Origin of the sequence: Neptuniibacter sp. QD57_21, assembly GCF_047778075.1 — a bacterium.
In the GTDB taxonomy this organism is placed as follows: Bacteria; Pseudomonadota; Gammaproteobacteria; order Pseudomonadales; family Balneatricaceae; genus Neptuniibacter.
Window position 1 is genome coordinate 3,666,800 of record NZ_CP180549.1, and the last position, 23,666, is coordinate 3,690,465.

Here is a 23,666-nt window from a genome sequence, read left to right on the forward strand (position 1 = left end):
TAAAAGATAATGTCTTAAACGACAATATGTTTTAAAACTCTTCCTTCTCATCCAGAGGATGATGGTGGAGCTATGCGGGATCGAACCGCAGACCTCCTGCGTGCAAAGCAGGCGCTCTCCCAGCTGAGCTATAGCCCCAAGAAAAACAGTAAGGCTATTGATTGGTAGGCCTGAGTGGACTTGAACCACCGACCTCACCCTTATCAGGGGTGCGCTCTAACCAGCTGAGCTACAAGCCTACACCGTTGCTCTTAACTTCTCTGATCAGATAATTCGTGTGAACGCTTGCCGAGAATCGGCTTTCGTTTAAGGAGGTGATCCAGCCCCAGGTTCCCCTAGGGCTACCTTGTTACGACTTCACCCCAGTCATGAACCACACCGTGGTAACCGCCCTCCCGAAGGTTAAGCTAGCTACTTCTGGTGCAATCCACTCCCATGGTGTGACGGGCGGTGTGTACAAGGCCCGGGAACGTATTCACCGCGACATTCTGATTCGCGATTACTAGCGATTCCGACTTCATGGAGTCGAGTTGCAGACTCCAATCCGGACTACGACCGGTTTTCTGAGATTAGCTTACCCTCGCAGGTTCGCGGCCCTCTGTACCGGCCATTGTAGCACGTGTGTAGCCCAACTCGTAAGGGCCATGATGACTTGACGTCGTCCCCACCTTCCTCCGGTTTGTCACCGGCAGTCTCCTTAGAGTTCCCACCCGAAGTGCTGGCAAATAAGGACAAGGGTTGCGCTCGTTACGGGACTTAACCCAACATTTCACAACACGAGCTGACGACAGCCATGCAGCACCTGTCTCAGAGTTCCCGAAGGCACGAAACTATCTCTAGTAACTTCTCTGGATGTCAAGAGTTGGTAAGGTTCTTCGCGTTGCGTCGAATTAAACCACATGCTCCACCGCTTGTGCGGGCCCCCGTCAATTCATTTGAGTTTTAACCTTGCGGCCGTACTCCCCAGGCGGTCTACTTATCGCGTTAGCTGCGCCACTAAAAGATCAAGTCTCCCAACGGCTAGTAGACATCGTTTACGGCGTGGACTACCAGGGTATCTAATCCTGTTTGCTCCCCACGCTTTCGCACCTCAGTGTCAATATCGGTCCAGGTAGTCGCCTTCGCCACTGGTGTTCCTTCCTATATCTACGCATTTCACCGCTACACAGGAAATTCCACTACCCTCTACCGTATTCTAGATTGGCAGTATCAGGTGCAGTTCCAAGGTTGAGCCCTGGGCTTTCACATCTGACTGACCAATCCACCTACGCGCGCTTTACGCCCAGTAATTCCGATTAACGCTCGCACCCTCCGTATTACCGCGGCTGCTGGCACGGAGTTAGCCGGTGCTTCTTCTGCAGTTAACGTCACAGCTAGCAGGTATTAACTACTAACCTTTCCTCACTGCTGAAAGTGCTTTACAACCCTAGGGCCTTCTTCACACACGCGGCATGGCTGCATCAGGCTTGCGCCCATTGTGCAATATTCCCCACTGCTGCCTCCCGTAGGAGTCTGGACCGTGTCTCAGTTCCAGTGTGGCTGATCATCCTCTCAGACCAGCTAGAGATCGTCGCCTTGGTGAGCCATTACCTCACCAACTAGCTAATCTCACGCAGGCTCATCCAATAGTGCAAGGTCCGAAGATCCCCTGCTTTCCCCCTTAGGGCGTATGCGGTATTAGACCAAATTTCTCTGGCTTATCCCCCGCTACTGGGTAGATTCCTACGCGTTACTCACCCGTCCGCCACTCGTCATCAACTAGCAAGCTAGTCATGTTACCGTTCGACTTGCATGTGTTAGGCCTGCCGCCAGCGTTCAATCTGAGCCATGATCAAACTCTTCAGTTTAAATCATTTGTGTTACCAGGAATGTGGTAACGGGCTCTAGTACTAAACAACCGGATAACATTCTTAAGAACGTTAAACCTTTGTAAATCGCTTTAAATGAATTCACTTGGTTGCTTGTCTAGAAAAAGTTTGCTTCTTCTCAACAAGCGCCCACACGAATTATCTGATCAAATTGTTAAAGAGCGTTGCTTTCTTGACTCTCCGCTGAACCAGCGTTTCGTCTCAAGCGAGGCGCATATTCTACTTTGCGCTCATTCAAAGTCAACCGTTTATTTTGCAATTTCGTAAAAAGTTTTTACTCAGCAACCGGACTTTGAATCCTACTCCGCAAGCAATCTTAAAAACCAATGTTTTCAATCACTTACTAAGCACCTTACTCAACTCTGCAGCCCCTTAAAAAGCGGCCTCCCTAAGCAAGGACGGCGAATTCTACAGACATCTAAAAAAGGGTCAACACTTAATCTACAAAAAAGCGAAAAAAGTGAATAAATATTCAATATTGTTTATTAGTTATACAGTGCTGTGTTATTAACTACTCTATGGACATAAAAAAACGGTGTCTATCTTTCAATAAACACCGTTTTTAGAATCATCTATTAGCTTTCAAAGACTACTTATTATTCTCTTCTTGCTCGTCTTCTGCCGCAGCGAATTCATCAGCAAGCTCTTCATCATCTGTATTCTTTCTTACAAAGATAAGCCCTAGGATGATGCCTGTTTCAAATAGCAGCCACATTGGAAGCGCTAATAAGCTTTGAGAAATGACATCCGGCGGTGTTAACAACATACCCAAGACGAAACAACCAACGATTACATATGCACGCTTTTGCCTTAGACCAGCAACAGTTGCAGCACCAGACCAAATCAGTAGCAGAGTAGCTATCGGTATTTCAAATACAATACCAAATGCGAAGAACAGCTTAAGTACAAAATTCAGGTAGCTGCTTATATCGGTCATCACCGCAACATTTTCTGGCCCTACACTGGTAAAGAAACCGAATATAAGCGGAAATACAACGAAGTAGGCAAAGGCGATACCAGCATAAAACAGAAAGATACTCGATATTAACAAGGGTATCGCAAAACGTTTTTCGTGCTTATATAAGCCAGGCGCTATAAATCCCCATATTTGGTGCAATACAAATGGCATCGCCAGAAAGATTGCAGCTACAAGCGTTAGCTTGAAAGGAGCAAAGAACGGAGAGGTAACATCGGTCGCAATCATGCTAGTGCCTGATGGCAACAGCGCAGTTAAAGGCGATGAAAGATAGGTATACAGATCATTGGCAAAATAAAACAAGCCAAGAAAGAAACCTAAAATGATAAGTAGGATAAACATTAGCCTCTGGCGTAATTCAACCAGATGGCTAATTAATGGCTGTTCCTGATCGTGTTCAGGCTGCGGATTGCTCATGCTTTTCCTGTACTGCTATTGTCATCAGCCTTAGTAGGCTCATTCGCAGATTGAGGCTTTTCTTCTGTTGCTTCTGGCGGAACAATCTTAGAGCTAACTGGAACTTCTTCTTTTAATGCATCATTAAATGGCTGACGCATCTCATTAAGTTCTTTTTCTAACTCGTGTTTCTGAATAGCCGTCGTACGTTTTAATTCTTCCACTCTTAGCTCTTCGCTAATTTCTGTCTGTATAGAAGAGACAGTGCGCTTTATACGCCCCATCCACATTCCGACAGTTCTTACAGCCGTTGGTAATTTATCTGGCCCAAGTACAACCAACGCAACCACTGCAACAATGAGTAGCTCGGCAAAACCGATATCAAACATAGTTAAAGCCTGTTACTTGTCAGACTTCTGCTCAGCTTTTACGTCGTCAGCTTTTTTAGCCTCTGTAAAATCAGCATCTTCCTGTTTGATCTGCTTGTTTTCAGCTTCTTCTTTGGCTTTTTCTTCTTCTGTCATGGCTTTTTTGAAGCCCTTAACAGCACCACCTAGATCGCTGCCGATATTTTTGAATTTTTTAGTCCCGAAAATCAGAATAATAATGGCCAAAATAATCAATAGCTGCCAAATACTGATACCACCTAAACCCATTTTTACTCTCCGCTATCACATAGCAGCTCTTTTAACTGCCATCATAGAAATCTGTTGGAATGACCCACGTTACACGTTTTTATTAACGCCTTAGGATCTATATTTATTTTTTAGTGCGTGACGCTTTTTCTTCCAAGCCCGACAGATCAAATCTGCGAGCTAATTCATCTAATACTGCCTGTGGTTCTTCACCTAGGTGCGATAATGCAACCAAACTATGGAACCAAAGATCGGCTGTTTCATAAATGACATCTTTATTGTCACCGCTGGTCTGTGCGTCCTTAGCTGCCAGAATAGTTTCTGTTGCTTCTTCGCCGACCTTTTCTAAGATCTTATTCAAGCCCTTAGCATGTAAGCTAGAAACATATGAACTGTCTGGGGCTGCTGATTTACGCTGTTCCAGAACTTCACCCAGCTGAGTTAATACGTCACTCATTTATTCACTCACTTTCAATTAAGACTAACTTACGTGCGGAAGCATACCCGATCAATATTGCTTCCACCATCCCCTCCTAAAGGAGGATCATGAACGTTTCAACAATAGTACTACACCCAGCCCCGCTAAAATCCAACTACTAGGAGGCAAATCACATAGCCATTCCATCACATCTGGGTTAGCAACAGCTACAGCACCCGCAATTAGCATCAACCCTAGATTACGTCTTCTTGAAGCTTTGCTTTCTAGTGCTTCCTTCGCTTGCTGATAAGCTCTTATATCACGCTGGCGCGCACTATCTAAATTCCTAATCTGGCTCAGGGAATCAAAAATCAGCTGTGGCATATGTGGCATTTTCTCTAGCCAATCAGGCGCTTGCTGTTTAATAGAGCGATAAACACCTTTTGGCCCCATTCGCTCTTTCATCCAATTCTCTAGAAACGGTTTACCCGTTTCCCATAGATCAAGATCAGGATAAAGCTGTCGACCTAAGCCTTCGATATTTAAAAGCGTTTTCTGCAGTAGCACTAGTTGCGGCTGCACTTCCATATTGAAACGACGTGCCGTTTGGAACAAACCTAAAAGCACTTGCCCGAAGGAGATATCTTTTAACGGCTTTTCAAAGATCGGCTCACACACACTGCGGATTGCTGTTTCAAATGCATCGACATTAGTGTCCGCAGGAACCCAACCCGAATCAACGTGTAGTTGCGCCACCATACGGTAGTCACGCTTAAAGAAAGCAAGGAAGTTGCGTGCTAAATAGCTTTGATCCTCTGGGGTAAGCGAACCAATGATCCCAAAATCTACCGCGATATATTGTGGTGAACTTGGATTATTGCGAGAAACAAAGATATTACCCGGGTGCATATCCGCATGAAAAAAGCTGTCTCGGAACACCTGAGTAAAGAAGATCTCAACTCCACGCTCCGCCAACGCCTTCATATCCGTATTCTGTTCGTTTAACTGATCAACTTCAGCCACAGGGATACCGTGAATGCGTTCCATCACCAATACATTTGAACGTGTGTAATCCCAGTAAATTTCAGGAATATAAAGAATATCGCTGTTTTCAAAGTTACGTCTTAGCTGTGAGCCATTTGCCGCTTCTTTGCGAAGATCCAACTCATCGAAGATGGTTTGCTCATATTCAGCTACCACTTCTACAGGGCGCAGGCGACGTCCTTCTTCCCAAACCACATGAACAAGACGAGCCAAGCTGAATAGAAGATCTACGTCTTTACGAATGGTTTTACCAATTCCTGGACGGATAACTTTGACTACAACTTCACTACCATCAAGCATGGTTGCTTTGTGGACCTGAGCAACCGAAGCGGACGCCATTGGCTCTACTTCGAACTCAGCAAACAGCTCTGAAACGGGCTTTTCTAAGGCTTTTTCAATCAACCCTTGTGCTTGTGGGCCAGAGAATGGCGGTACACGATCTTGCAGTTTTTTTAGTTCCTCTGCCAGATCATCCGGTAATAAATCTCGGCGGGTAGAGAGCATCTGTCCAAACTTGACAAAAACAGGCCCTAAAGCCTCTAGCGCTAATCGGACACGTACCGCTTGCGGTTGTTTTGCTGGGATAAAGAAACGCCAAGGCAATAACCAAAACAGGCATCGAACATACCAAGGAAGGGCTAAACCCAAAAATAGAGTATCCAATCGATACCGAGCAAAAACCTGAACAATCTTCAGAATTCGCGATAGACGTTTCACAGCAGGGAAACCTTGTTGCTAAAAATTAATAGATAAGTAGTGGCGTTACTTAGTTCTGACTAAGTTACGGCCATCTTCTTTTGCTTGATACAATGCTTCATCAGCACGGATAAAGACATCATCAAGGGAATCACCCTCTTTGATTTCTGTTACGCCGAACGACATTGTAATCCCCACGGGCTTGCCATGGAAATTAAATGGGCTGCTGGCTAAAGATTCCCGCAATTTTTCCATTGCCTGCGCGGCTTCATCTGCACCAGTAGAAGGAAGGATAATAATAAATTCTTCACCGCCATAACGACCAACAAAGTCCGTTACACGGATATTTTTAGTGATAACTTTGGCTACCAAACGCAGCACTTTATCGCCCGCTAAATGACCGTAGGTGTCGTTGATTTTCTTAAAGTAATCAAGATCACCGACAACAACAGAAAATGACGTACGGTAACGTGACCAACGTTCGTATTCTTGCCCTATATGCTCGTCATAAGCCGCACGGTTTGGCAAACCGGTAAGAGGGTCTGTGCGAGCACGAAGACGCTCCTCTTCCATGTGAGCTTTAACCTTGCGCGTTTCCTGCTCCATCAACTCAACTTTATCAATCAGGTCTTCATAACGACCTTGTAACCGCAGCTCGCGCTCTTCCTCTTTCTTTTTGAAACTATCCATTGCGCGAACAAGACCCGAAAGCTGCAGTGAAACTGCTTTTTTCAGATCTGTAATATCATTGGTATTTTTAACCGTGTTGTGCAGTTTCTTAACATCACGTCGAACTTGAATATCAAGATCACGCTGGTTCTGACCAATTTCTTGCTGCTCTTGGCGGCTATCAACCACAAAAGTTTGGACTTCAGTTAAACGCGTACTGAGTTCCAATAGATAATTTTCGAAGTCTTCACTGGTGTTGCTGGTTGATTTGATAACCAGTTGTACTACTTGATGCACAATCTCTGGTAGATGAGGTAACTCAAATCCCTCTTCAATTCGTTTTACCAGTTGACGTGCATTCGGGTTTTCCTCTTTAGGTACATATAAGCCGCTAATGAGCTCTAATAGCTCAGCGCCAATACGTTTTAAGAGTAATTTAACTTCATCGCCCAGCGCGTCTGTTGAAGCAGTCGTGTCTAGAGAAAAGTCGCTATCACTGATCTCTGCACTCTCTTCTGTTCCCGTCTCGATATGGCTTTGGAGCTCAATCAAGTCAGCAAGAACGGCCGGTAACTCATAACCTTTCTCTTCGACTGCATTACTACGGCGCTCGAGGGAATCCAGCAAGTTTTGTGATCCGCTATTTTGCACTTGAGTGCGTAGCATGCGAATCCACTTAAGAAGGGCAGCAACAGTTTGCTTAGCTGTTTTACCGCGAAGATCTTCACGATGTTGAACTTGTTTTTCGATGCGGCGACTGATCTTTTGTAAAAAGCCGAGATGCTCTGTGCACTGCTCTTGAAGTAATGGTTTCAATGCCGAGAGTTCAGCATCAAACTGTGGATTATCACCTTCCAACCCGATAGACATATACCCGGCTAATTGGCGCAGTTGCTGCTCAGTATCAACACTTTTACGCTCAAACTGCTCAAATTCTAGAGTCAGCTCCCGGTATTTTTTCTTCCAGTCTACCTGTTCTTCTGCCACACCAGTTCCTCGGAGTACACAACATCAACCTCAGTCAGACTTCATGTTAGTCGAACTCTGTTCTTCGCACTAGGTCTGATATCAATCAGATATAAAAAAACGCCCTCTAGAGGGCGTTTTTCATAGAAATTTTGTTTACTTGGCAGCCGAACGTTCTTTCTCAACAAGGAAGTCAACGACTTCCAACATCTTCTTATGACCACCAGCCATACCCGCAGTCACATGGTATTTACCATTCACAACCATTGCAGGTACACCTTTAATTCCGTACTTATAGACTTCCTGACGCCCCTGATTAAGCTTTGTTTCAACAGCAAAAGAGTTGAATAGGCTTTCAAACTTGGCTACATCAACGCCCAGATTACCATAATAATCAGCAAAGTCTTCTTTACCCCTAAAACGACGACGTTCTACATGAATCGCATGGAATGTCGCTTCGTGAGTTTTGTCTAAAGTTTTCATAAATTCAGAAGCATAGAACGCACGTGCCATTAGTTCCCAGCTCGGATTCCACGCAACTGGCGTACGTACAAATTTAACATCTTCGTCTACATTCTTTTCCCAGTGCTTAATCAATGGCTCAAAGTTATTACAATGCGGACATGGGTATCCAAACATTTCAATCACTTCGATTTTATTTTTATATTTTTTGTAACCCACTTCAGGTACTTTTGCGTAATGTACGCCTTCTTTAAACGCTTCCGCTTGCGCCATAAACGGCAGAAGTAACGCCACTAACATCAACCCAAACTTTTTCATTATTCTTTGCTCCGAAAACAATAGGACCGGGTGGTAGACAATAAAATGAAACCTAAGTTCCTACCACGTACAAAAAAGGCAGCCTAAGCTGCCTTTATTGAATCCAAGCTGAACTTACTTGCCCAGACCTTGAATGTAGCTAGAAACCGCTTTGATTTCGTCATCGCTAAGCTTAGCCGCAATATCCTGCATCATCTGCTGTGGATCGTTGTTACGTGCGCCTTTAGCAAAATCTTTTAGCTGCTTTTCAGTGTATGCAGCGTGCTGGCCGCCGATACCTGGGAAGCCTGCTTGGCTATTACCTTCACCTGTTGGTGCGTGACAAGCTGTACAAGCAGCAACGCCTTTATCTGCGATACCTGCGCGGTAGATTTTCTGACCCTGTTCAACAAGATCTTTAGCAGCGTGGCCTACAGTACCAGTCTGCTTAGCAAAGTAAGCAGAGATATCAGCAATGTCCTGGTCGCTGTAAGAGTTTAGAAGACCAGTCATTTCTACAACTGTACGCTTACCAGATTTGATATCTTGAAGCTGTTTGATCAGATATTTTTCGTTCTGACCTGCTAGCTTAGGGAAGTTTGCGATTGCACTGTTACCGTCAGCACCGTGACAAGCAGCACACATTGCAGTCATTCCTTTACCTTTAGCAGCATCACCCGCTGCGTGAGCTACACCAGTGATACCAACGGTCACCAGCAAGCTAATCAGTAGTTTATTCATCGATGAACCCAGACTCTTGCTATTAAAATTAGACGGCCATAGGCGTAATGATGAGTCATTAAGCGTTGACCGATGTTATCCTCACTTCCCTGCAGACTAGAGCTTAGGCCTGTTCGCAGGTAAAATTGGCGCAATTATAAACCAATATCCACACAAACTGGAACGGCAATCTCTGTTCCTTTAGTAGCGATTTCTTAAAAAGCGACTTAAAAATATGTCTTCAGATCAAAAAACCGTTCACTACAACACCGCGAAATTCAATAAAAGTGCGGCAAAATTACACCAGTGTCCGGCGGATATAGGCGCAGAAGTCGCTTTCGCAGGCCGCTCTAATGCAGGTAAATCGAGTGCGATTAACACGCTGACCAATAACAACAAGTTGGCACGTACTTCGAAAACACCAGGCCGTACCCAATTGATTAACTTCTTTGATCTCAATATCGAAGGTGTTCGTATTGTCGATCTACCAGGCTATGGCTACGCCAAAGTACCTGTTGCGATGAAACAGCATTGGCAGCAACACTTGGAAGAGTATCTACAAAAACGCCAATGCCTTCGTGGTGTTGTGCTTGTAATGGATATTCGCCACCCAATGAAAGAGTTTGACCAGATGATGGTTGATTGGTGTCTAAGTACTGAGATGCCGCTGCACGTGCTTCTGACCAAGTCCGACAAGCTGAAAAAAGGCCCGGCTCAGTCCACTATGTTGAAGATTCGCAAGGAACTAACTGCAGTTCTAGGTGATCTGGTTACAGTGCAAACATTCTCAGCATTGAAGAAACAAAATGTCGATCAGCTCAGACAGCGCTTGGATCTATGGTTACTACCGGAAGATGATTTCGAAGAAGAATTTGAAGCCGAATAACAAAAGAAAGCCCTGGGAAACTTAGGAAGGGGAACTGTCAATTTCTCAGGGCTTTAACGCATGCTTGTTGTAAAGAGCCACAGCCATGGCACGATGAATGTGTAAGTGACTCTTAAAGCTATTGAGTACAAATTGATCAGAAAGTTCCAAAATTCTGAAATAAATTTTGCTCCAGCTAGAAACTCAGTACTAAACTTCGCGAATTTTTAACAATTCCGTCACTTCCGTGATTAATCTTTCTAAATTTATTTCATCCAAATGGTGCTCAAGCCACTGCTTAGTATCAGGGTCGTCAATACTATTCAATATGCCCTCCAAGCCGCCAAGATCACCCACTTCAGCTAAATCTATAATCCTTTGTGACTGCGCTACATCTAATTTCAACCTCTGAAATGCGCTAGTCCCCCCGTCCGATTCAAGGTTGATTCTTTCTCTTAACTTTTCAATAAGCGTGTCCAAATCTAAGTCATCCAGCTTTTTCTGAAGCCAATGTTGAGTACTTTGTTCTCGGATATCCTCAACCTTCTCCTCAAGGAGAGATAACTCACCTAACTCGGCCATCTCAAGTACTGAATTTGCTTCATCAATATCCAGTAACAAATAAGCTGTATTCACATCAACATCAGCCATGTCACTCTCAGGGGGAGCAGAGACTTTAGCGTCCAAATATTTGGCCAATGACGCCAGCAACATATCCTTACTAATAGGCTTAGAAAGTATTTCATGGCACAGGTCTTTGTTCTCTATTACATCAGAGTCCTGTACCGATGCCGTAATTAACATCAGCGTGAATTCATTTTCAGGGTAAAGATCCTGCACCTTTTTTAGAAAATGATGCCCATCCATATTGGGCATTTTCAGATCCGTTAAAATTAAATCTGGCTTATGAGTTTCTAAAAGCGCTAACCCTTCCTCTCCATCTTCAGCCTGTAAAAATTCAAAGGGTTGATCCGACAAGTAAGAGATCAATAAATCTCGGTTATAAGAGATATCATCAATCACTAGAATGGTTGCTGGTGAAAACTGATAGGCATTATTCAGTTTAATATTGATAGCATCCGTTACAGGCTTACTATCCGTAATCTCAATTTCTGGGATAAGGACCTTAAAAGTTGCTCCTTTACCCTCTCCTTCACTAATTACTTCTATGGAGCCTTGCATTAGATTGACTAACTTTTGCGTAATCGCCAACCCCAGTCCAGTCCCTCCATACTCTGAAGTTTTCTGCCCTTTAACTTGCTCAAATGCGCTAAAAATAGATTCCTGATCCTCTTTGGGAATACCTTTACCCGTATCTGTCACTGTTAATTTGAGTCCAACTTTCTGCGCTCTTACATCGGTTCTCGAAACACTTAACTGAATTGAGACACGACCTTCTGATGTGAACTTGATAGAGTTCGAGCATAAATTCATTAATATCTGTTTCAAACGAAAAGCATCACATAACAGATATGCAGGAACATTCTCGTCACAATGAGTTGATAAATAGAGATCTTTTTCAGCTGCCCGTTGTAAAAACATAGAATGTATTTCTTCGAGCAAATAACGAGGAGAGAATGGAGCATACTGAATTTCCATCTTTCCAGACTCTATTTTTGAGAAATCTAATACCTCATTAATTAATCCAAGTAGCGTATTACCAGCAGAGTTGATAGAGCTAAGATAACTAAGTTTCTCTGAAGAAAACTCTTTTCCATAAAGGATTTGCGAAAAACCCAACACCGCATTCAAAGGGGTTCTTAACTCATGTGACATATTAGCTAAAAAGCGACTTTTCGCTCGATTAGATTCCTCTGCTTCTAGCTTTGCCGCTAAAAATTCTTGGGTTCTGTTTTCAACTTCCGTTTCTAAGTGCGCTTTATACGTTTCCAGATCTTCAATCTTGCTACGAATAGCTTTTTGCATGATCTCTAAGCCAGAAGCTAATTCTCCAATTTCATCACTCGACGTTTTATTCACCGGGTAATAATAATCACCAGATGTAATAGCATTAGACGCAGTAACCAACTCCCGTATAGGCCGAGTAATTTGCCGTGTCACAAAATAGTAGGCTAGCCCCAATCCTATGATGAAAAATAAGCAAAAAAGCAAAGCAGAGTTTTTTAAAACATTCTGAATACGTTTTTGCAGTTCAGTGGCTTCGAAACCAACAATCACATGCCCTACAGGCTTATTGCTATTAGCAATTAGAATTTGATTCCCTATCCAATAAACACCTTCAGTTCGACTCACCCCTTCCTGATAAATATCTTCTAAGCTAATGGTTGGCTCAATTGGAAGACCGATCCTAGCGATATCGTTATGAGCCACAACTTCATCCAGCTCATTAAGAACAATAATCTCAATAACACCTAACTGTTTATGATCCTTAAATAAGCGATTAGCGTTGATCGACTGTACTTTTAAAGCCCAGTCATAATTATCGCTACTTTGGACAAGCATAAAGACTTCTTTTATCAAAGGAGCAACAATACTCTCCGAAGCCGTTTTTAAGTTATTGAGGTTTTCACTACGAATTTCTTTAATAAATACAGCGGTACTACCACCTAAAACTAGCGCAATAACACCCGCAATGATAAACAGGAGACGGCCGAGTAGATTAAAGCTATTCATCTTTTGACTGCATTACTTTATCAACTTCGATAACAGCTTTATCAAGAGTAACCTTTACTTCTGCACCATAAAAAATCTGATTGAATGCTCTTGAGAAGATCTCGCCCGCTACAGGGAATTCGGACATACCTGATTGAATTCTGGCATTAGTTCCCTCTTCAAAAATCCAATCCACTGCATCCAATAGTCCCGGTGCATTTAGTTTGGAAAAATATTCAGATTGCCACACCCTCCGGCGAGCAGGAGAGCCCCCCGTATTTAACAATTTGGCAGTAGGCTCACTGGTTGCCCACTGTAGGAACATCCAAGCGGCTTTTTTATTCTTAGACGCACTGTTGATTGCAAATGCCCAAGCCCAAGGAGAAGTTTCACGACTCACAGGCCCTCTTGGTAATTTAGCGGCATCCCATTGATCCCAAATAGGTGATTTATCAGGCTTATCTATTTCGTTGAAAAAGTGCGAGGCTAAGAAAGCAGCTGCCAGTCTACCCTCTCTAAACTGTTGTCGAATTTCATAGAAATGAAGCAGCTGACTATTAGGAGGATTACCATAGCCTGTGACCATATCCCGATAAACTTCTAACGCCTTAATCGATGCTGCAGAATTAAAAACAGGTTGGTTGTTCTGATCTAAAATTGATCCACCGTAAGACCGTATCGCAGGAATCACTGTCCAGGTATTTAAACCAGCACCAGCTCTTGTACGACTAGCAAACGCATAGACGCCTTCTAAGCCATCTTTATCCAAACCTCTTTGTAGTTCACGCTTCGCCTCAACCATCTCTTCATAGGTATCAGGGATCTGTATGTTGTAACGCGCAAACAGATCTTTACGGTAAAACAGTACAGGGGCAGAGAAATCAAATGGAACAGATAACAGTGTCCCGTCGATAGTACAGAGTTTCAAACTGTTTGAACTCAAATCATCAAACATGTACCAATCAGGGTCAGTCAGTTGCTTGTCATCAATAAAAGGCTTTAAGGGCGTGAGCCAATTATTCTGATGAGCTTGGCCCAGAAAAGTCACACCTATGGGCACGACATCGTAAACACCACCTCTAGAAACAAGATCCACTTCGCGACGTTTTCGCATTTCAGATTGCTCTACGGTGATATAACCAACCCTAATGCCAGTGAGGCGCTCAAATACCGGCAGGTAAGGCTTTAGGGCTACGAATGCAGGCTGAGCATCGGCTAATACTGTTAGCTGTGTCCCTTTGAATTGCTGCCAATCAATGTTGGCTTTTTTCCATGGTTCAAGGCTCGTCGAATCAGCAAAACTAACCCCAAACCCAATCATAAGCCATAAATATAGCAATGCTGCCACGGGCTTTCTCATAAACATAACTCACCCCCAAATGCTTATTTATTTAGGGTAGTTAGTAATGCTCTATTTACAAATCCTCCTGATCTCTCTGTTTTCTATGTCGCAGGGGCAAAATTAGTCTAAGCTGCAACTAGCTTTTGATTGATTTTTCAACAGTTAACTTAAGTAAGACGGCTCGATAAAAATGGCAGATATTCTCGTTGTCGATGACGTAGCTGATAACCTCAAAGTCTTACGCAATATTTTTGTGGAGAAAGGCTATGGAGTGAGAGTCGCTACAAATGGCCTGATGGCAATAAAAAGCGCAACAACCCTGCCTCCTGATCTGATTTTAATGGATATAAACATGCCCAAAATGGATGGCATTGAGGCATGTATCAAGCTTAAAGAGAATCCAATTACAGCCAATATCCCCATCATTTTTGTGACTGCAAACACAGAGCTAGAGATGGTTATCAAAGGCTTACATTCTGGCGGCGTGGACTACATCACTAAGCCCTTTATGCATGAGGAAGTTATTGCCAGAGCAGAAGTACATATCAACTTAGTCAAAACCCAACAACGCTATGCAAATGCTGAAATCATGTCAGCTATTGGTCAAATGGTAGTTGGAGTATCTCACGAGCTTAATACCCCATTGGGTATTTGCGTCACATCTGCGTCATCTATGAAAGCTGATTTAGATAGCCTTCGGACCCAAGTAGAGAATGAAGCACTCACTAAAAATGGCTTAGATGAGTATTTAAGTAAAAGTGAAGAGCAACTCAAACTGATTGAAGGTAATTTTGCCTCGATTGTGCATAAGTTAGATCACTTTAAGACAATTACGCTCGACCAAATTGAAAACCAACCCCGCACGATTAATCTGGCTGAATACGTGCAAGAGTGCATCAAACTATTGCATTCAACATTGATGGATGAGAGTTTTCAAATATCCCTCGACTGCGAAGCATTAGAGGTCAACTTGAACCCTGGTTACCTCTTCCACATTATTTCTAACTTAGTATCAAATACCGTCGCCCACGCTTATAGCGACGATTTTTCGGGACCAAAGCAAATCAATTTGAAAGTGTACTTAGAAGATGGGCATATTGGATTGATGTATTGGGATAATGGGATCGGCGTAACCCAGAGTGTGCTAAAGCAGGTGCTAAAACCTTTTTATACCACCAAACTCAGCGACCCAAACCATCTGGGCCTAAGCGCTTCAATCATCAATGGCATTGTCACTATGATTTTACACGGCACTCTTAGCTTACAATGCGATAAAAGAGGGCTGGTTTACGATATTAACTTCCCTATTAAGCAAGTAGCTTAGGACAAATAAAATACGCTCCCTCATAAATGAGGAATTACGCCTGCAACCTAGTCGATAAAACTAAGTGCAGGCTACGCTATACAGTTAAAACCCTTCGATTTAGTGAGCCTGCTCCCAGTTCTCACCTACACCGGCTTCAACTAGCAACGGTACATCTAGATCGGCTGCTCCTGCCATTTGATCTTTCACTTCAGCAACAAAGGCATCTACCTGATCTTCACGTACTTCAAAGACCAATTCATCGTGTACTTGCATGATCATGCGGACATCAAAATCGGATTCGGCTAACCAAGCATCTACCGTCACCATCGCGCGTTTAATGATATCTGCGGCAGTACCCTGCATTGGCGCATTGATCGCGGTACGTTCAGCAGCCTGACGGCGCATCGCGTTTTTCGCTTTAATCTCTGGCAAGTACAAACGGCGACCAAACAGAGTTTCAACGTAACCCTGCTCCTGCGCTTTGGTGCGGATATCATCCATATAGTGCTGCACACCTGGATAAGTCTCAAAATAGTGTTCGATATACTGCGCCGCATCTTTACGGGCGATACCTAATTGTTTCGCTAAACCAAACGCCGACATACCGTAGATCAAACCGAAGTTGATCGCTTTAGCACTACGGCGCTGATCATCAGAGACCTGATCGAGTTCAACTTTGAATACTTCCGCTGCAGTTGCACGGTGAATATCGGCACCTTTAGAGAAAGCATCCAGCAAGCCCTGATCCTGAGACAGATGCGCCATAATACGCAGTTCGATCTGCGAGTAATCGGCAGCTACAACCTTATAGCCTTCTGGAGGGATGAAGGCGTGACGAATACGGCGGCCTTCCTGAGTACGTACCGGAATGTTCTGCAGGTTTGGATCCGTCGAAGATAGACGCCCTGTCGCTGTCACCGCTTGATGGTAAGAGGTATGAATGCGTCCAGTACTTGGACTGATCATTAGCGGAAGCTTATCGGTGTAAGTTGACTTAAGCTTGCTCAAGCTACGGTGTTCAAGAATCAACTTAGGCAGAGGATATTCCAATGCTAACTCCTGAAGTACTTCCTCAGCAGTCGATGGTGCGCCTTTTGGCGTTTTCTTGATCACCGGGATATTCAGCTCTTCAAATAGAATCTGCTGCAACTGCTTTGGTGACGCCAGATTAAACTCTTTACCGGCGATATCGTAAGCTTCACGCTCTAGCTCCACCATACGTGCAGCCAGTTCGATACTTTGCTCACCGAGCATCGAAGCATCAACCAAAGCACCGTTACGCTCGATGCGTGAAAGTACTGGAATCAGCGGTTTTTCGATCTCATTGAATACTTTGCTTAGTGTTTCATCTTGGCTTAGCTGACTATCGATCGCTTGATGTAGACGCAGGGTGATATCCGCATCTTCCGCAGCATAAGGCGCTGCTTGCTCTAACTCGATCTGGTTGAACGTCAGCTGTTTTTTACCTTTACCGGCGATCTCTTCGAACTTAACCGTTTTCACACCCAGATAACGATCAGCCAAGCTGTCCATATCGTGACGCGTTGCCGTGGAGTTCAACACGTAGGATTCCAGCATAGTATCGAACGCCACACCTTTTAGATCGATATTGTAACGAGCCAACACATTCATATCGTATTTAATATGCTGACCGATCTTTTTGTGATCTTCACTTTCTAATAGTGGTTTCAGCTTAGTCAAAAGAACATCACGACTAATCTGCTCTGGCGCGCCCATGTAATCATGTGCAACCGGTACATAAGCGGCCTTTCCCGGTTCTACCGCAAAAGAAACACCCACCAGCTCAGCTTCCATATAGTTCAAGCTGGTTGTTTCTGTATCGAAGGCAAAAAGCTCGGCTGTGGATAACTTTTCAATCCAGCTATCTAGATCGGCTTCTGTAAGCACGGTTGTGTATTCAACATCTTTAGGTGCTTCTGGAGTAGATGGTTCTGACGGATCAGCAGCAATTGCAGCACCACTCTCGCCAGATTCCAACTCACGCACCCATGTCTTGAATTCAAATTCTTTGTATAACTCGATTAACTGCTCTTTGTTTGGCTCGGGCTTAACGATCTCTTCGACTTTTTCGTGTAATTCAACATCAGTTTTGATCGTCGCCAGCAGGTAAGATAGATCCGCTTCTTCACGGTTATCTTCTAGTTTCTTCGCCATGGTTTTCGAGCCACGGAAACCGAGATCAGCAATTTTATCTAGATTTTGGTAAAGATCTTTAATACCGCCGAGACCTTGCAGCAAAGCCAAAGCCGTCTTTTCACCCACGCCCGGAACACCTGGGATGTTATCGACTTTATCGCCCATCAATGCCAAGTAATCGATGATCAACTCTGGCGGAATACCAAACTTCTCTTTAACACCGTCAATATCCATGATGGTGTCAGTCATAGTGTTGATCAGCGTTACGTGTTGATCCACCAGCTGCGCCATATCCTTATCGCCTGTAGAGATCAGGGTATCGATACCTTGAGCGCTGGCTTCGCGCGCCATCGTACCGATCACATCATCTGCCTCTACACCCGGTTCTACGATAAGCGGCATACCCAACGCTTTAACGATGTTGTGGATCGGCTCTACCTGACTTCGAAGATCGTCCGGCATCGGTGGACGCTGGGCTTTATAATCGCTGTAGATCTCATCACGGAATGTTTTACCTTTAGCATCAAAGATCACCGCAATAGGGCTTTCTGGATACTGTTTGATCAAGCTTTTCAGCATTGAAGTAACAACTCGGATCGCCCCTGTTGGGATTCCCGCAGAATTTCGCAGGTCAGCCTGTTGTGAAGCAAAAAAAGCACGGTATAAATAAGAGGAACCGTCGACTAAAATTAAAGGAGAGGAGTTGGCTTGCTGCTGTTCGCTCATCAGGAAATCCGGGTTGGTTATTCTTCAAAAACCCGATCATAGTCGATATGCTCATTTGCCAAAAGAAATCTTGCCATGAAAGAGGAAAGAATAATGAAAAAGCTACTATTAGCAGCACTACTTGCAGTGACACCTGTAGCTTATGCCGAAGTTCCACCGCTGGTTGATGAAGACGAACCACAGATCACAATCTTCCACGAACAAGATAAAACCTATTACGAGTACCGCGTAAATGGTCAGCTTCAGGAGATTAAGGTCGTGCCCAAAAACGGCAAAGAATACTATCTGGTTCCGGCACCAGGTGACGGCGCATTTATTCGCCATGAAGAATCACAAATGCTGATCCCTAAATGGGTACTGTTCCGCTGGTAAGTCAGCAGGATCTAACTAATTAAATTTTACGAAGTGAGTAACGCGCTTGGCTGTATATACGCAACTTAATGACACTGACCTAACCACATTCCTCAAAGATTACGATTTAGGAGAGTTGGTCAGTTACAAAGGTATTGATGGCGGTATCGAAAATACCAACTACTTTGTCACCCTCGTAAATAATGAGGTCGAGACGGAGTATGTACTCACTTTATTTGAAGAGCTTAGCTACGAAGAACTACCTTACTTTGTCGAGCTTTGCCAATGGCTATCGCAGCGAAATATCGCGGTACCTTTTGCCATTCAGGATCGAAACGGTATTGGCCTTAAACAGCTGAAAAAGAAACCTGCTGCGCTACAGCCTCGTTTCTTTGGTGAGCATGTTGGCCAGCAAGAACTCACACCTGAGCACTGCGCAGCGATTGGCAAGGTTTTAGGCGAGTTCCATGTAGCTGCAGAAGATTTCTATCTTGAGCGCCAAGCCCACCGCGGTGTGTTCTGGTGGCGTAGAGAGAGCAAGCTGATTAAAAGCAAGCTACCTGCAGATGATCAAACCATGCTGCAGGAAGAGGTAGCTCGTTTTGATCAACTTCGCGAGCAGCCGGGTGATATTAAAGCGGGCACCATTCATGGCGATCTGTTCCACGATAATGTCCTGTTCCAAGGAACTGAAGTCAGTGCCGTTTTAGATCTTTATAACGCCGCTACTGCCTATCTTCTATTTGATCTGGCGATCGTGGCTAATGATTGGTGCTGCCGACCTGATGGCTCGATTGATAATGAACGAGAGCAAGCACTGCTAAAAGCCTACGCTAAAGCCCGTCCTTTCACTCCTGATGAATACAAAGCTTGGCCAGTCCTAACTTGTACTGCCGCGATGCGTTTCTGGCTATCACGCTTAATTCCATGGTTGGATGAAAACAGCGAGCAGAAGCTGAAAGATCCGGAAGAGCTAAAACAGATCCTGATCTATCGCCGTAACAATCCTAGTCAACTTCCCAAATAGTTGACTTCTCTTCCTAAGACTCCTAAGGAGTCTTAGGAAGACTACCCCCAAAGGGATAACAAAGTCATATAGGACTTGTTCTCAGGCTCCTTCGTAAATCAACACTGCCCTCTTTTGCTAACACCCGCTATAATCAGCCACTGATTATTTATACAGTGAACAGAAAGCCGCTATGGACGTAACTCACATTATCGATTCTCTGAACGATGCCCAACGCAATGCTGTAACCGCACCGGTACAAAACTTACTGGTTTTAGCCGGCGCAGGCTCAGGTAAAACCCGCGTATTGGTACACCGAATTGCTTGGTTGATTCAGACAGAAGGAATGTCGCCCTACTCTATTATGGCGGTTACGTTCACCAACAAAGCGGCGAAAGAGATGCGTGGCCGTATTGAGAAGCTTTTAGGTATCAATCCTCAAGGCATGTGGGTCGGCACCTTCCACGGTTTGGCCCACCGTATACTTCGCGCTCATTGGCAGGATGCAGGCTTGCCTGAAAACTTCCAGATTATGGACAGCGACGATCAGCTGCGTCTGATTAAACGTTTAGCCAAAGAGATGAATCTGGACGATAAGCGTTGGCCTGCTCGCCAATTCCAGTGGTACATCAACGATAAGAAAGATAATGGCCTGCGCGCTAAACACATCGAACCACGCCATGACCTAAATGACCGTCAGATGGTGGCGGTGTACGAGGCATACGAGCAAGCCTGTGAACGCGGCGGCATGATCGATTTTGGCGAGCTTTTACTACGCTCCCTTGAATTGTTCCGTGATAAGAACCCAGCTCTACTGGAGCACTATCAAGAGCGCTTCCGCTACATTCTGGTGGACGAGTTCCAAGATACCAACACCATTCAGTACGGCTGGCTGCAGCTATTATGCGGCGGCCAGAAAAAGCTGATGGCGGTGGGCGATGATGACCAATCTATCTACGGCTGGCGTGGCGCTAAGATTGAGAATATCCAAAATCTACCGGTTCACTTCCCCGGTACAGAAACGATCAAACTAGAGCAAAACTATCGCTCTACAGAGACGATTCTGCGCGCAGCCAACGAAGTCATACGCAACAACCAAGGTCGTTTAGGTAAAGAACTACATACTGATTCTGGTGAAGGCGAGCCAATCTCACTTTATGCCGCCTTTAACGAGCAAGACGAAGCGCGTTTTATCGTCGATCAAATCGGAAAATGGGTACAAGAGGGCAACCTCCGTAAAGAGTGTGCGATTCTGTACCGCTCTAATGCCCAGTCCCGAGTACTAGAGGAAGCCTTGATTCGTAGTGGCGTGCCATACCGTATATACGGTGGCCAACGTTTCTATGAACGCCTTGAGATCAAAAACGCACTTTCTTATATGCGCCTTCTAAGCAACCGCGACGATGACACCTCGATGGAGCGTGTCATCAATGTACCAACACGTGGTATAGGCACACGTACCATCGAAATTATCCGTGAACATGCTCGTAGCCAAGTAATCTCTATGTGGCGCGCGTCCAACGAAATTGTGGAACTGAAGAAGCTACCAGCGCGTGCCTCCAATGCCCTGCAGGCTTTCTTAGATCTGATCAATCAGATGGCGCAAGATACCGAAGATACCTTGCTTCACGAGCAGACTGAGCACGTTATCCAACACTCAGGTCTGATCGAACACCACAAGAAAGAGAAAGGCGAAAAAGCCCAATCTCGTATCGAAAACTTGGAAGAGCTGGTAACTGCGGCGAAGCAGTTCAACAGCCAGTGGGATGAATTTCTGGATGAGGAATTTAACTCCCCACTTGCGGCATTCTTAGACCAAGCAGCGCTGGATGCCGGTGATGCGCAAGCAGATGATTACCAAGACAGTGTGCAGCTAATGACCCTTCACTCTGCAAAAGGTCTGGAATTCCCTCAGGTGTTCCTAGCCGGTGTAGAAGAAGGCTTGTTTCCGCATAAGATGTCTGTGGAAGAGCCGGGCCGTTTAGAGGAAGAACGTCGCCTCTGCTATGTAGGTATCACCCGTGCGATGCAGAAGCTGTTTATCACTTACGCTGAATCCCGTCGTTTACACGGACAAGATAACTACAACCGACCATCCCGCTTTATTGGTGAAATTCCAAACGATTTGATGGAAGAGGTTCGCCTCAACGCTAGCGTTAGCCGTCCAATGACCAGCCGTCATAACGATAGCCAAGGCAGTAGCTTATTTGGTAGTAGCTCTCTTAGCAGCAGTGATGTACCAGAGACCAACCTTGCCCTGGGTCAACGTGTTATGCATAGCAAATTTGGTGATGGCACTGTACTTAACTTTGAAGGTTCAGGGCCTAAGGCCCGAGTACAGGTTAATTTCGATTACGAAGGCAGTAAATGGCTGGTGGTTGGCTTTGCCAATCTAACGCCGCTATAACTAGCAATGATATCCAAGCCTTGAAGAAGGCGAATTCCCCAAAGTCACCTTATACTTAAACGGTTGAGGTTTTTAAGGTGACGGAGGGGATATGTATAAACTCTGGAGTGTCTTCGCTGCCCTGATTTTGGCTTGCACCCTTACTAGTGCAGCTGAAGTAATCACAGTGCCTACCTATGATCAGGATCGTTCACCCTTAGCAATCATCAAGAATGGCCAAGCTCACGGAATATATCCTGACCTATTCAGAGCAATACTAATAGGGGCAGGCCTCAAACCTCAGCTGTTACCAGTACCTCCGATGCGACGCCGCATAGGTTTTGAAAATCAGCTCTATCATTTAGCCTGCTGCGCAAACCCCGCTTGGCGGGCACGCCCCAGAGAACAAGAGATCCAAGTTTTTAGTAAACAGTTTTACTGGACCAGAGACATGTTTGTGTTTCCTAAAGGCAAAGCCTTTGAAATCAATAAGCTTTCACAGCTATCCGATAAACTTATCGCCACTGTCCGAGGCTTCGATTATCGAGGATCTGAGCATTTTGGAGAAAGGGTCAACTTTCAAAATGAAGCAACCTTGATGCGCGCCTTGGCTTTAGGCCGAGCTGACGTTGGCATAGTTAACGAGGATATTTTTAATGCCTCTGCGCAAAAAAAATACTTAGAAGCAGGCCCAATACATGATGAAGCGAGTTTACACATCCGTATACATCGTGCTCGTATAGACTTGGTAGAACCAATCAATAAATCGATTGATAATCTGATTAGTAGTGGCCGACGCGATCAGATCGTAAAGAAATACTTAAACCAACATAACGCTATTAGTGCCGCTGTTCCGAACGCTGCTCCCTAAACTGTTGCGGTGTAACGCCCACGATGCGGCGAAAGAATTTTACAAAGTTAGTAGCTTCACTAAAGCCTAACCAGTAACCAACCTCTGCAACAGAAGCTGAGCTATGCGCCAACATACGTTTGGCTTCCAATGCGACACGGCGATCAATCACAACCTTAGCACTGCTCCCTTCAACCTGAATGCAGGCGCGGCTCAACGTACTCTGAGCGTAACCGAGCTTTTCAGCGTAATAACGCAGGCTATGCTCAGTCCGGTACTCTTGCTGCAATAGATCGCTAAACAATTGATAAGTTTTGCGAGAGCGGCTCGTGACCTGATCGGTAACTCTGACCTTCTTTTGCCAACGAGCTAAGCGGAGAAGCAGATTCAATAGTTCATTTCGCAGAAGTGAGATATCTAACTCTGAGCCATCAAACTCTTCAAAATCACGCTTTAAGCGTGAAATCGATTGTAGAATGTCCTGCTGTAAAAGCTCGGTTAGTAGCGTGCAATTTTGCCAATCTTGCAGAGCCAACAGATCCACACCTTTAGATTTCACCCGTTCATCATTCGGTAAAGCTGCGGGATCAATCAGCACGACTTCCGCCTGCAAATCGCAGTAATCCTTCCACTCTTGTACCTGCCCCGGTCGTACAAACAACAAATTGCCCGACCTAAGGCCGTAATCGATAAAATCGATGCAATGCTGCCCTTGCCCCTTGGTCACCAGAATCAGCATATAAAACTCTAGCCGTTCGGGTACGGCCGGCAGCTTCTGATAAAGATCGGCTAATGAGATCGGCTCAATCCCTATTGCCGCTAGGCGTTTGTTCTCAAAAAAGGTGTGTTTAATCTTTTGCATCTAAACCAGCCTTTAACATCCTTCATCCATCGGATTTAAGTGGAGGGGCCTAGCT

General features: G+C 44.8%; 18 protein-coding genes, 2 tRNA genes and 1 rRNA gene. 6 read left to right on the top strand and 15 right to left on the bottom strand.

Annotation, left to right across the window (positions count from 1 at the left end):
* Positions 1-62 precede the first annotated feature (62 nt).
* From ACMXYS_RS16865 to ACMXYS_RS16915, 11 genes are all read right to left on the bottom strand, one after another.
* A tRNA-Ala gene (locus ACMXYS_RS16865) sits at positions 63-138 on the bottom strand.
* Between the two features lie 24 nt (positions 139-162).
* Positions 163-239 (bottom strand) — tRNA-Ile (locus tag ACMXYS_RS16870).
* Positions 240-307: 68 nt separating this feature from the next.
* Positions 308-1,847 (bottom strand): 16S ribosomal RNA (locus tag ACMXYS_RS16875).
* A gap of 610 nt (positions 1,848-2,457) precedes the next feature.
* Positions 2,458-3,261: a twin-arginine translocase subunit TatC gene (gene tatC / locus ACMXYS_RS16880; RefSeq protein WP_415882860.1), complete on the bottom strand. Its 804-nt coding sequence runs from the start codon at positions 3,259-3,261 to the stop codon at positions 2,458-2,460.
* Complete coding sequence (tatB, locus tag ACMXYS_RS16885) at positions 3,258-3,629, bottom strand: Sec-independent protein translocase protein TatB (protein ID WP_415882861.1); 372 nt, start codon at positions 3,627-3,629, stop codon at positions 3,258-3,260. The genes tatC and tatB overlap by 4 nt, the downstream gene beginning before the upstream one ends.
* A 12-nt stretch (positions 3,630-3,641) precedes the next feature.
* Positions 3,642-3,896, bottom strand: a complete 255-nt coding sequence (gene tatA / locus ACMXYS_RS16890) for a Sec-independent protein translocase subunit TatA (RefSeq protein WP_415882862.1) — start codon at positions 3,894-3,896, stop codon at positions 3,642-3,644.
* A gap of 103 nt (positions 3,897-3,999) precedes the next feature.
* Complete coding sequence (locus ACMXYS_RS16895; protein WP_415882863.1) at positions 4,000-4,332, bottom strand: phosphoribosyl-ATP diphosphatase; 333 nt, start codon at positions 4,330-4,332, stop codon at positions 4,000-4,002.
* A gap of 87 nt (positions 4,333-4,419) precedes the next feature.
* Entirely contained in the window at positions 4,420-6,054 is a 1,635-nt protein-coding gene (gene ubiB / locus ACMXYS_RS16900) for a ubiquinone biosynthesis regulatory protein kinase UbiB (RefSeq protein WP_415882864.1), read from the bottom strand.
* Positions 6,055-6,099: 45 nt separating this feature from the next.
* On the bottom strand, positions 6,100-7,689 hold the full coding sequence (locus tag ACMXYS_RS16905; protein ID WP_415882865.1) for a GGDEF domain-containing protein: 1,590 nt from the start codon (positions 7,687-7,689) through the stop codon (positions 6,100-6,102).
* A 135-nt stretch (positions 7,690-7,824) separates the two neighbouring features.
* Entirely contained in the window at positions 7,825-8,448 is a 624-nt protein-coding gene (locus ACMXYS_RS16910) for a thiol:disulfide interchange protein DsbA/DsbL (protein ID WP_415882866.1), read from the bottom strand.
* 114 nt (positions 8,449-8,562) lie between these two features.
* Positions 8,563-9,168 carry a c-type cytochrome gene (locus tag ACMXYS_RS16915; RefSeq protein ID WP_415882867.1) on the bottom strand — a complete coding sequence of 202 codons (606 nt, stop codon included), beginning with the start codon at positions 9,166-9,168 and terminating at the stop codon, positions 8,563-8,565.
* A gap of 214 nt (positions 9,169-9,382) precedes the next feature.
* On the opposite strand from ACMXYS_RS16915, the gene yihA reads away from it, so the two are divergent.
* Positions 9,383-10,033 (top strand): ribosome biogenesis GTP-binding protein YihA/YsxC, encoded by a 651-nt coding sequence (yihA, locus tag ACMXYS_RS16920; protein ID WP_415882868.1) that lies wholly within the window; start codon positions 9,383-9,385, stop codon positions 10,031-10,033.
* Positions 10,034-10,222: 189 nt separating this feature from the next.
* Here the strand turns inward: yihA and ACMXYS_RS16925 are convergent, their stop codons facing one another.
* Positions 10,223-12,646: an ATP-binding protein gene (locus ACMXYS_RS16925; protein ID WP_415882869.1), complete on the bottom strand. Its 2,424-nt coding sequence runs from the start codon at positions 12,644-12,646 to the stop codon at positions 10,223-10,225.
* A complete protein-coding gene (locus ACMXYS_RS16930; protein WP_415882870.1) occupies positions 12,639-13,991 on the bottom strand; it encodes an ABC transporter substrate-binding protein in 1,353 nt (450 codons plus the stop codon). The genes ACMXYS_RS16925 and ACMXYS_RS16930 overlap by 8 nt, the downstream gene beginning before the upstream one ends.
* A 166-nt stretch (positions 13,992-14,157) precedes the next feature.
* On the opposite strand from ACMXYS_RS16930, the gene ACMXYS_RS16935 reads away from it, so the two are divergent.
* On the top strand, positions 14,158-15,291 hold the full coding sequence (locus ACMXYS_RS16935; protein WP_415897178.1) for a response regulator: 1,134 nt from the start codon (positions 14,158-14,160) through the stop codon (positions 15,289-15,291).
* 99 nt (positions 15,292-15,390) lie between these two features.
* Here ACMXYS_RS16935 and polA read toward each other — a convergent pair whose 3' ends face one another.
* Positions 15,391-18,156, bottom strand: coding sequence for a DNA polymerase I (gene polA / locus ACMXYS_RS16940; RefSeq protein ID WP_415897179.1), 2,766 nt, complete (start codon positions 18,154-18,156; stop codon positions 15,391-15,393).
* A gap of 93 nt (positions 18,157-18,249) precedes the next feature.
* On the opposite strand from polA, the gene ACMXYS_RS16945 reads away from it, so the two are divergent.
* The 4 genes from ACMXYS_RS16945 (at position 18,250) to ACMXYS_RS16960 (ending at position 22,770) form a co-directional block, all read left to right on the top strand.
* Complete coding sequence (locus ACMXYS_RS16945; RefSeq protein ID WP_415897180.1) at positions 18,250-18,528, top strand: DUF2782 domain-containing protein; 279 nt, start codon at positions 18,250-18,252, stop codon at positions 18,526-18,528.
* 46 nt (positions 18,529-18,574) lie between these two features.
* Positions 18,575-19,534 carry a homoserine kinase gene (locus ACMXYS_RS16950; protein WP_415897181.1) on the top strand — a complete coding sequence of 320 codons (960 nt, stop codon included), beginning with the start codon at positions 18,575-18,577 and terminating at the stop codon, positions 19,532-19,534.
* A 172-nt stretch (positions 19,535-19,706) separates the two neighbouring features.
* Positions 19,707-21,920: a DNA helicase II gene (gene uvrD, locus ACMXYS_RS16955; protein WP_415897182.1), complete on the top strand. Its 2,214-nt coding sequence runs from the start codon at positions 19,707-19,709 to the stop codon at positions 21,918-21,920.
* Positions 21,921-22,011: 91 nt separating this feature from the next.
* A complete protein-coding gene (locus ACMXYS_RS16960; RefSeq protein WP_415882876.1) occupies positions 22,012-22,770 on the top strand; it encodes a substrate-binding periplasmic protein in 759 nt (252 codons plus the stop codon).
* Here ACMXYS_RS16960 and ACMXYS_RS16965 read toward each other — a convergent pair.
* Positions 22,739-23,611, bottom strand: coding sequence for an AraC family transcriptional regulator (locus ACMXYS_RS16965; RefSeq protein ID WP_415897183.1), 873 nt, complete (start codon positions 23,609-23,611; stop codon positions 22,739-22,741). The two genes, ACMXYS_RS16960 and ACMXYS_RS16965, sit on opposite strands and share 32 nt — an antisense overlap.
* Between the last annotated feature and the right edge of the window lie 55 nt (positions 23,612-23,666).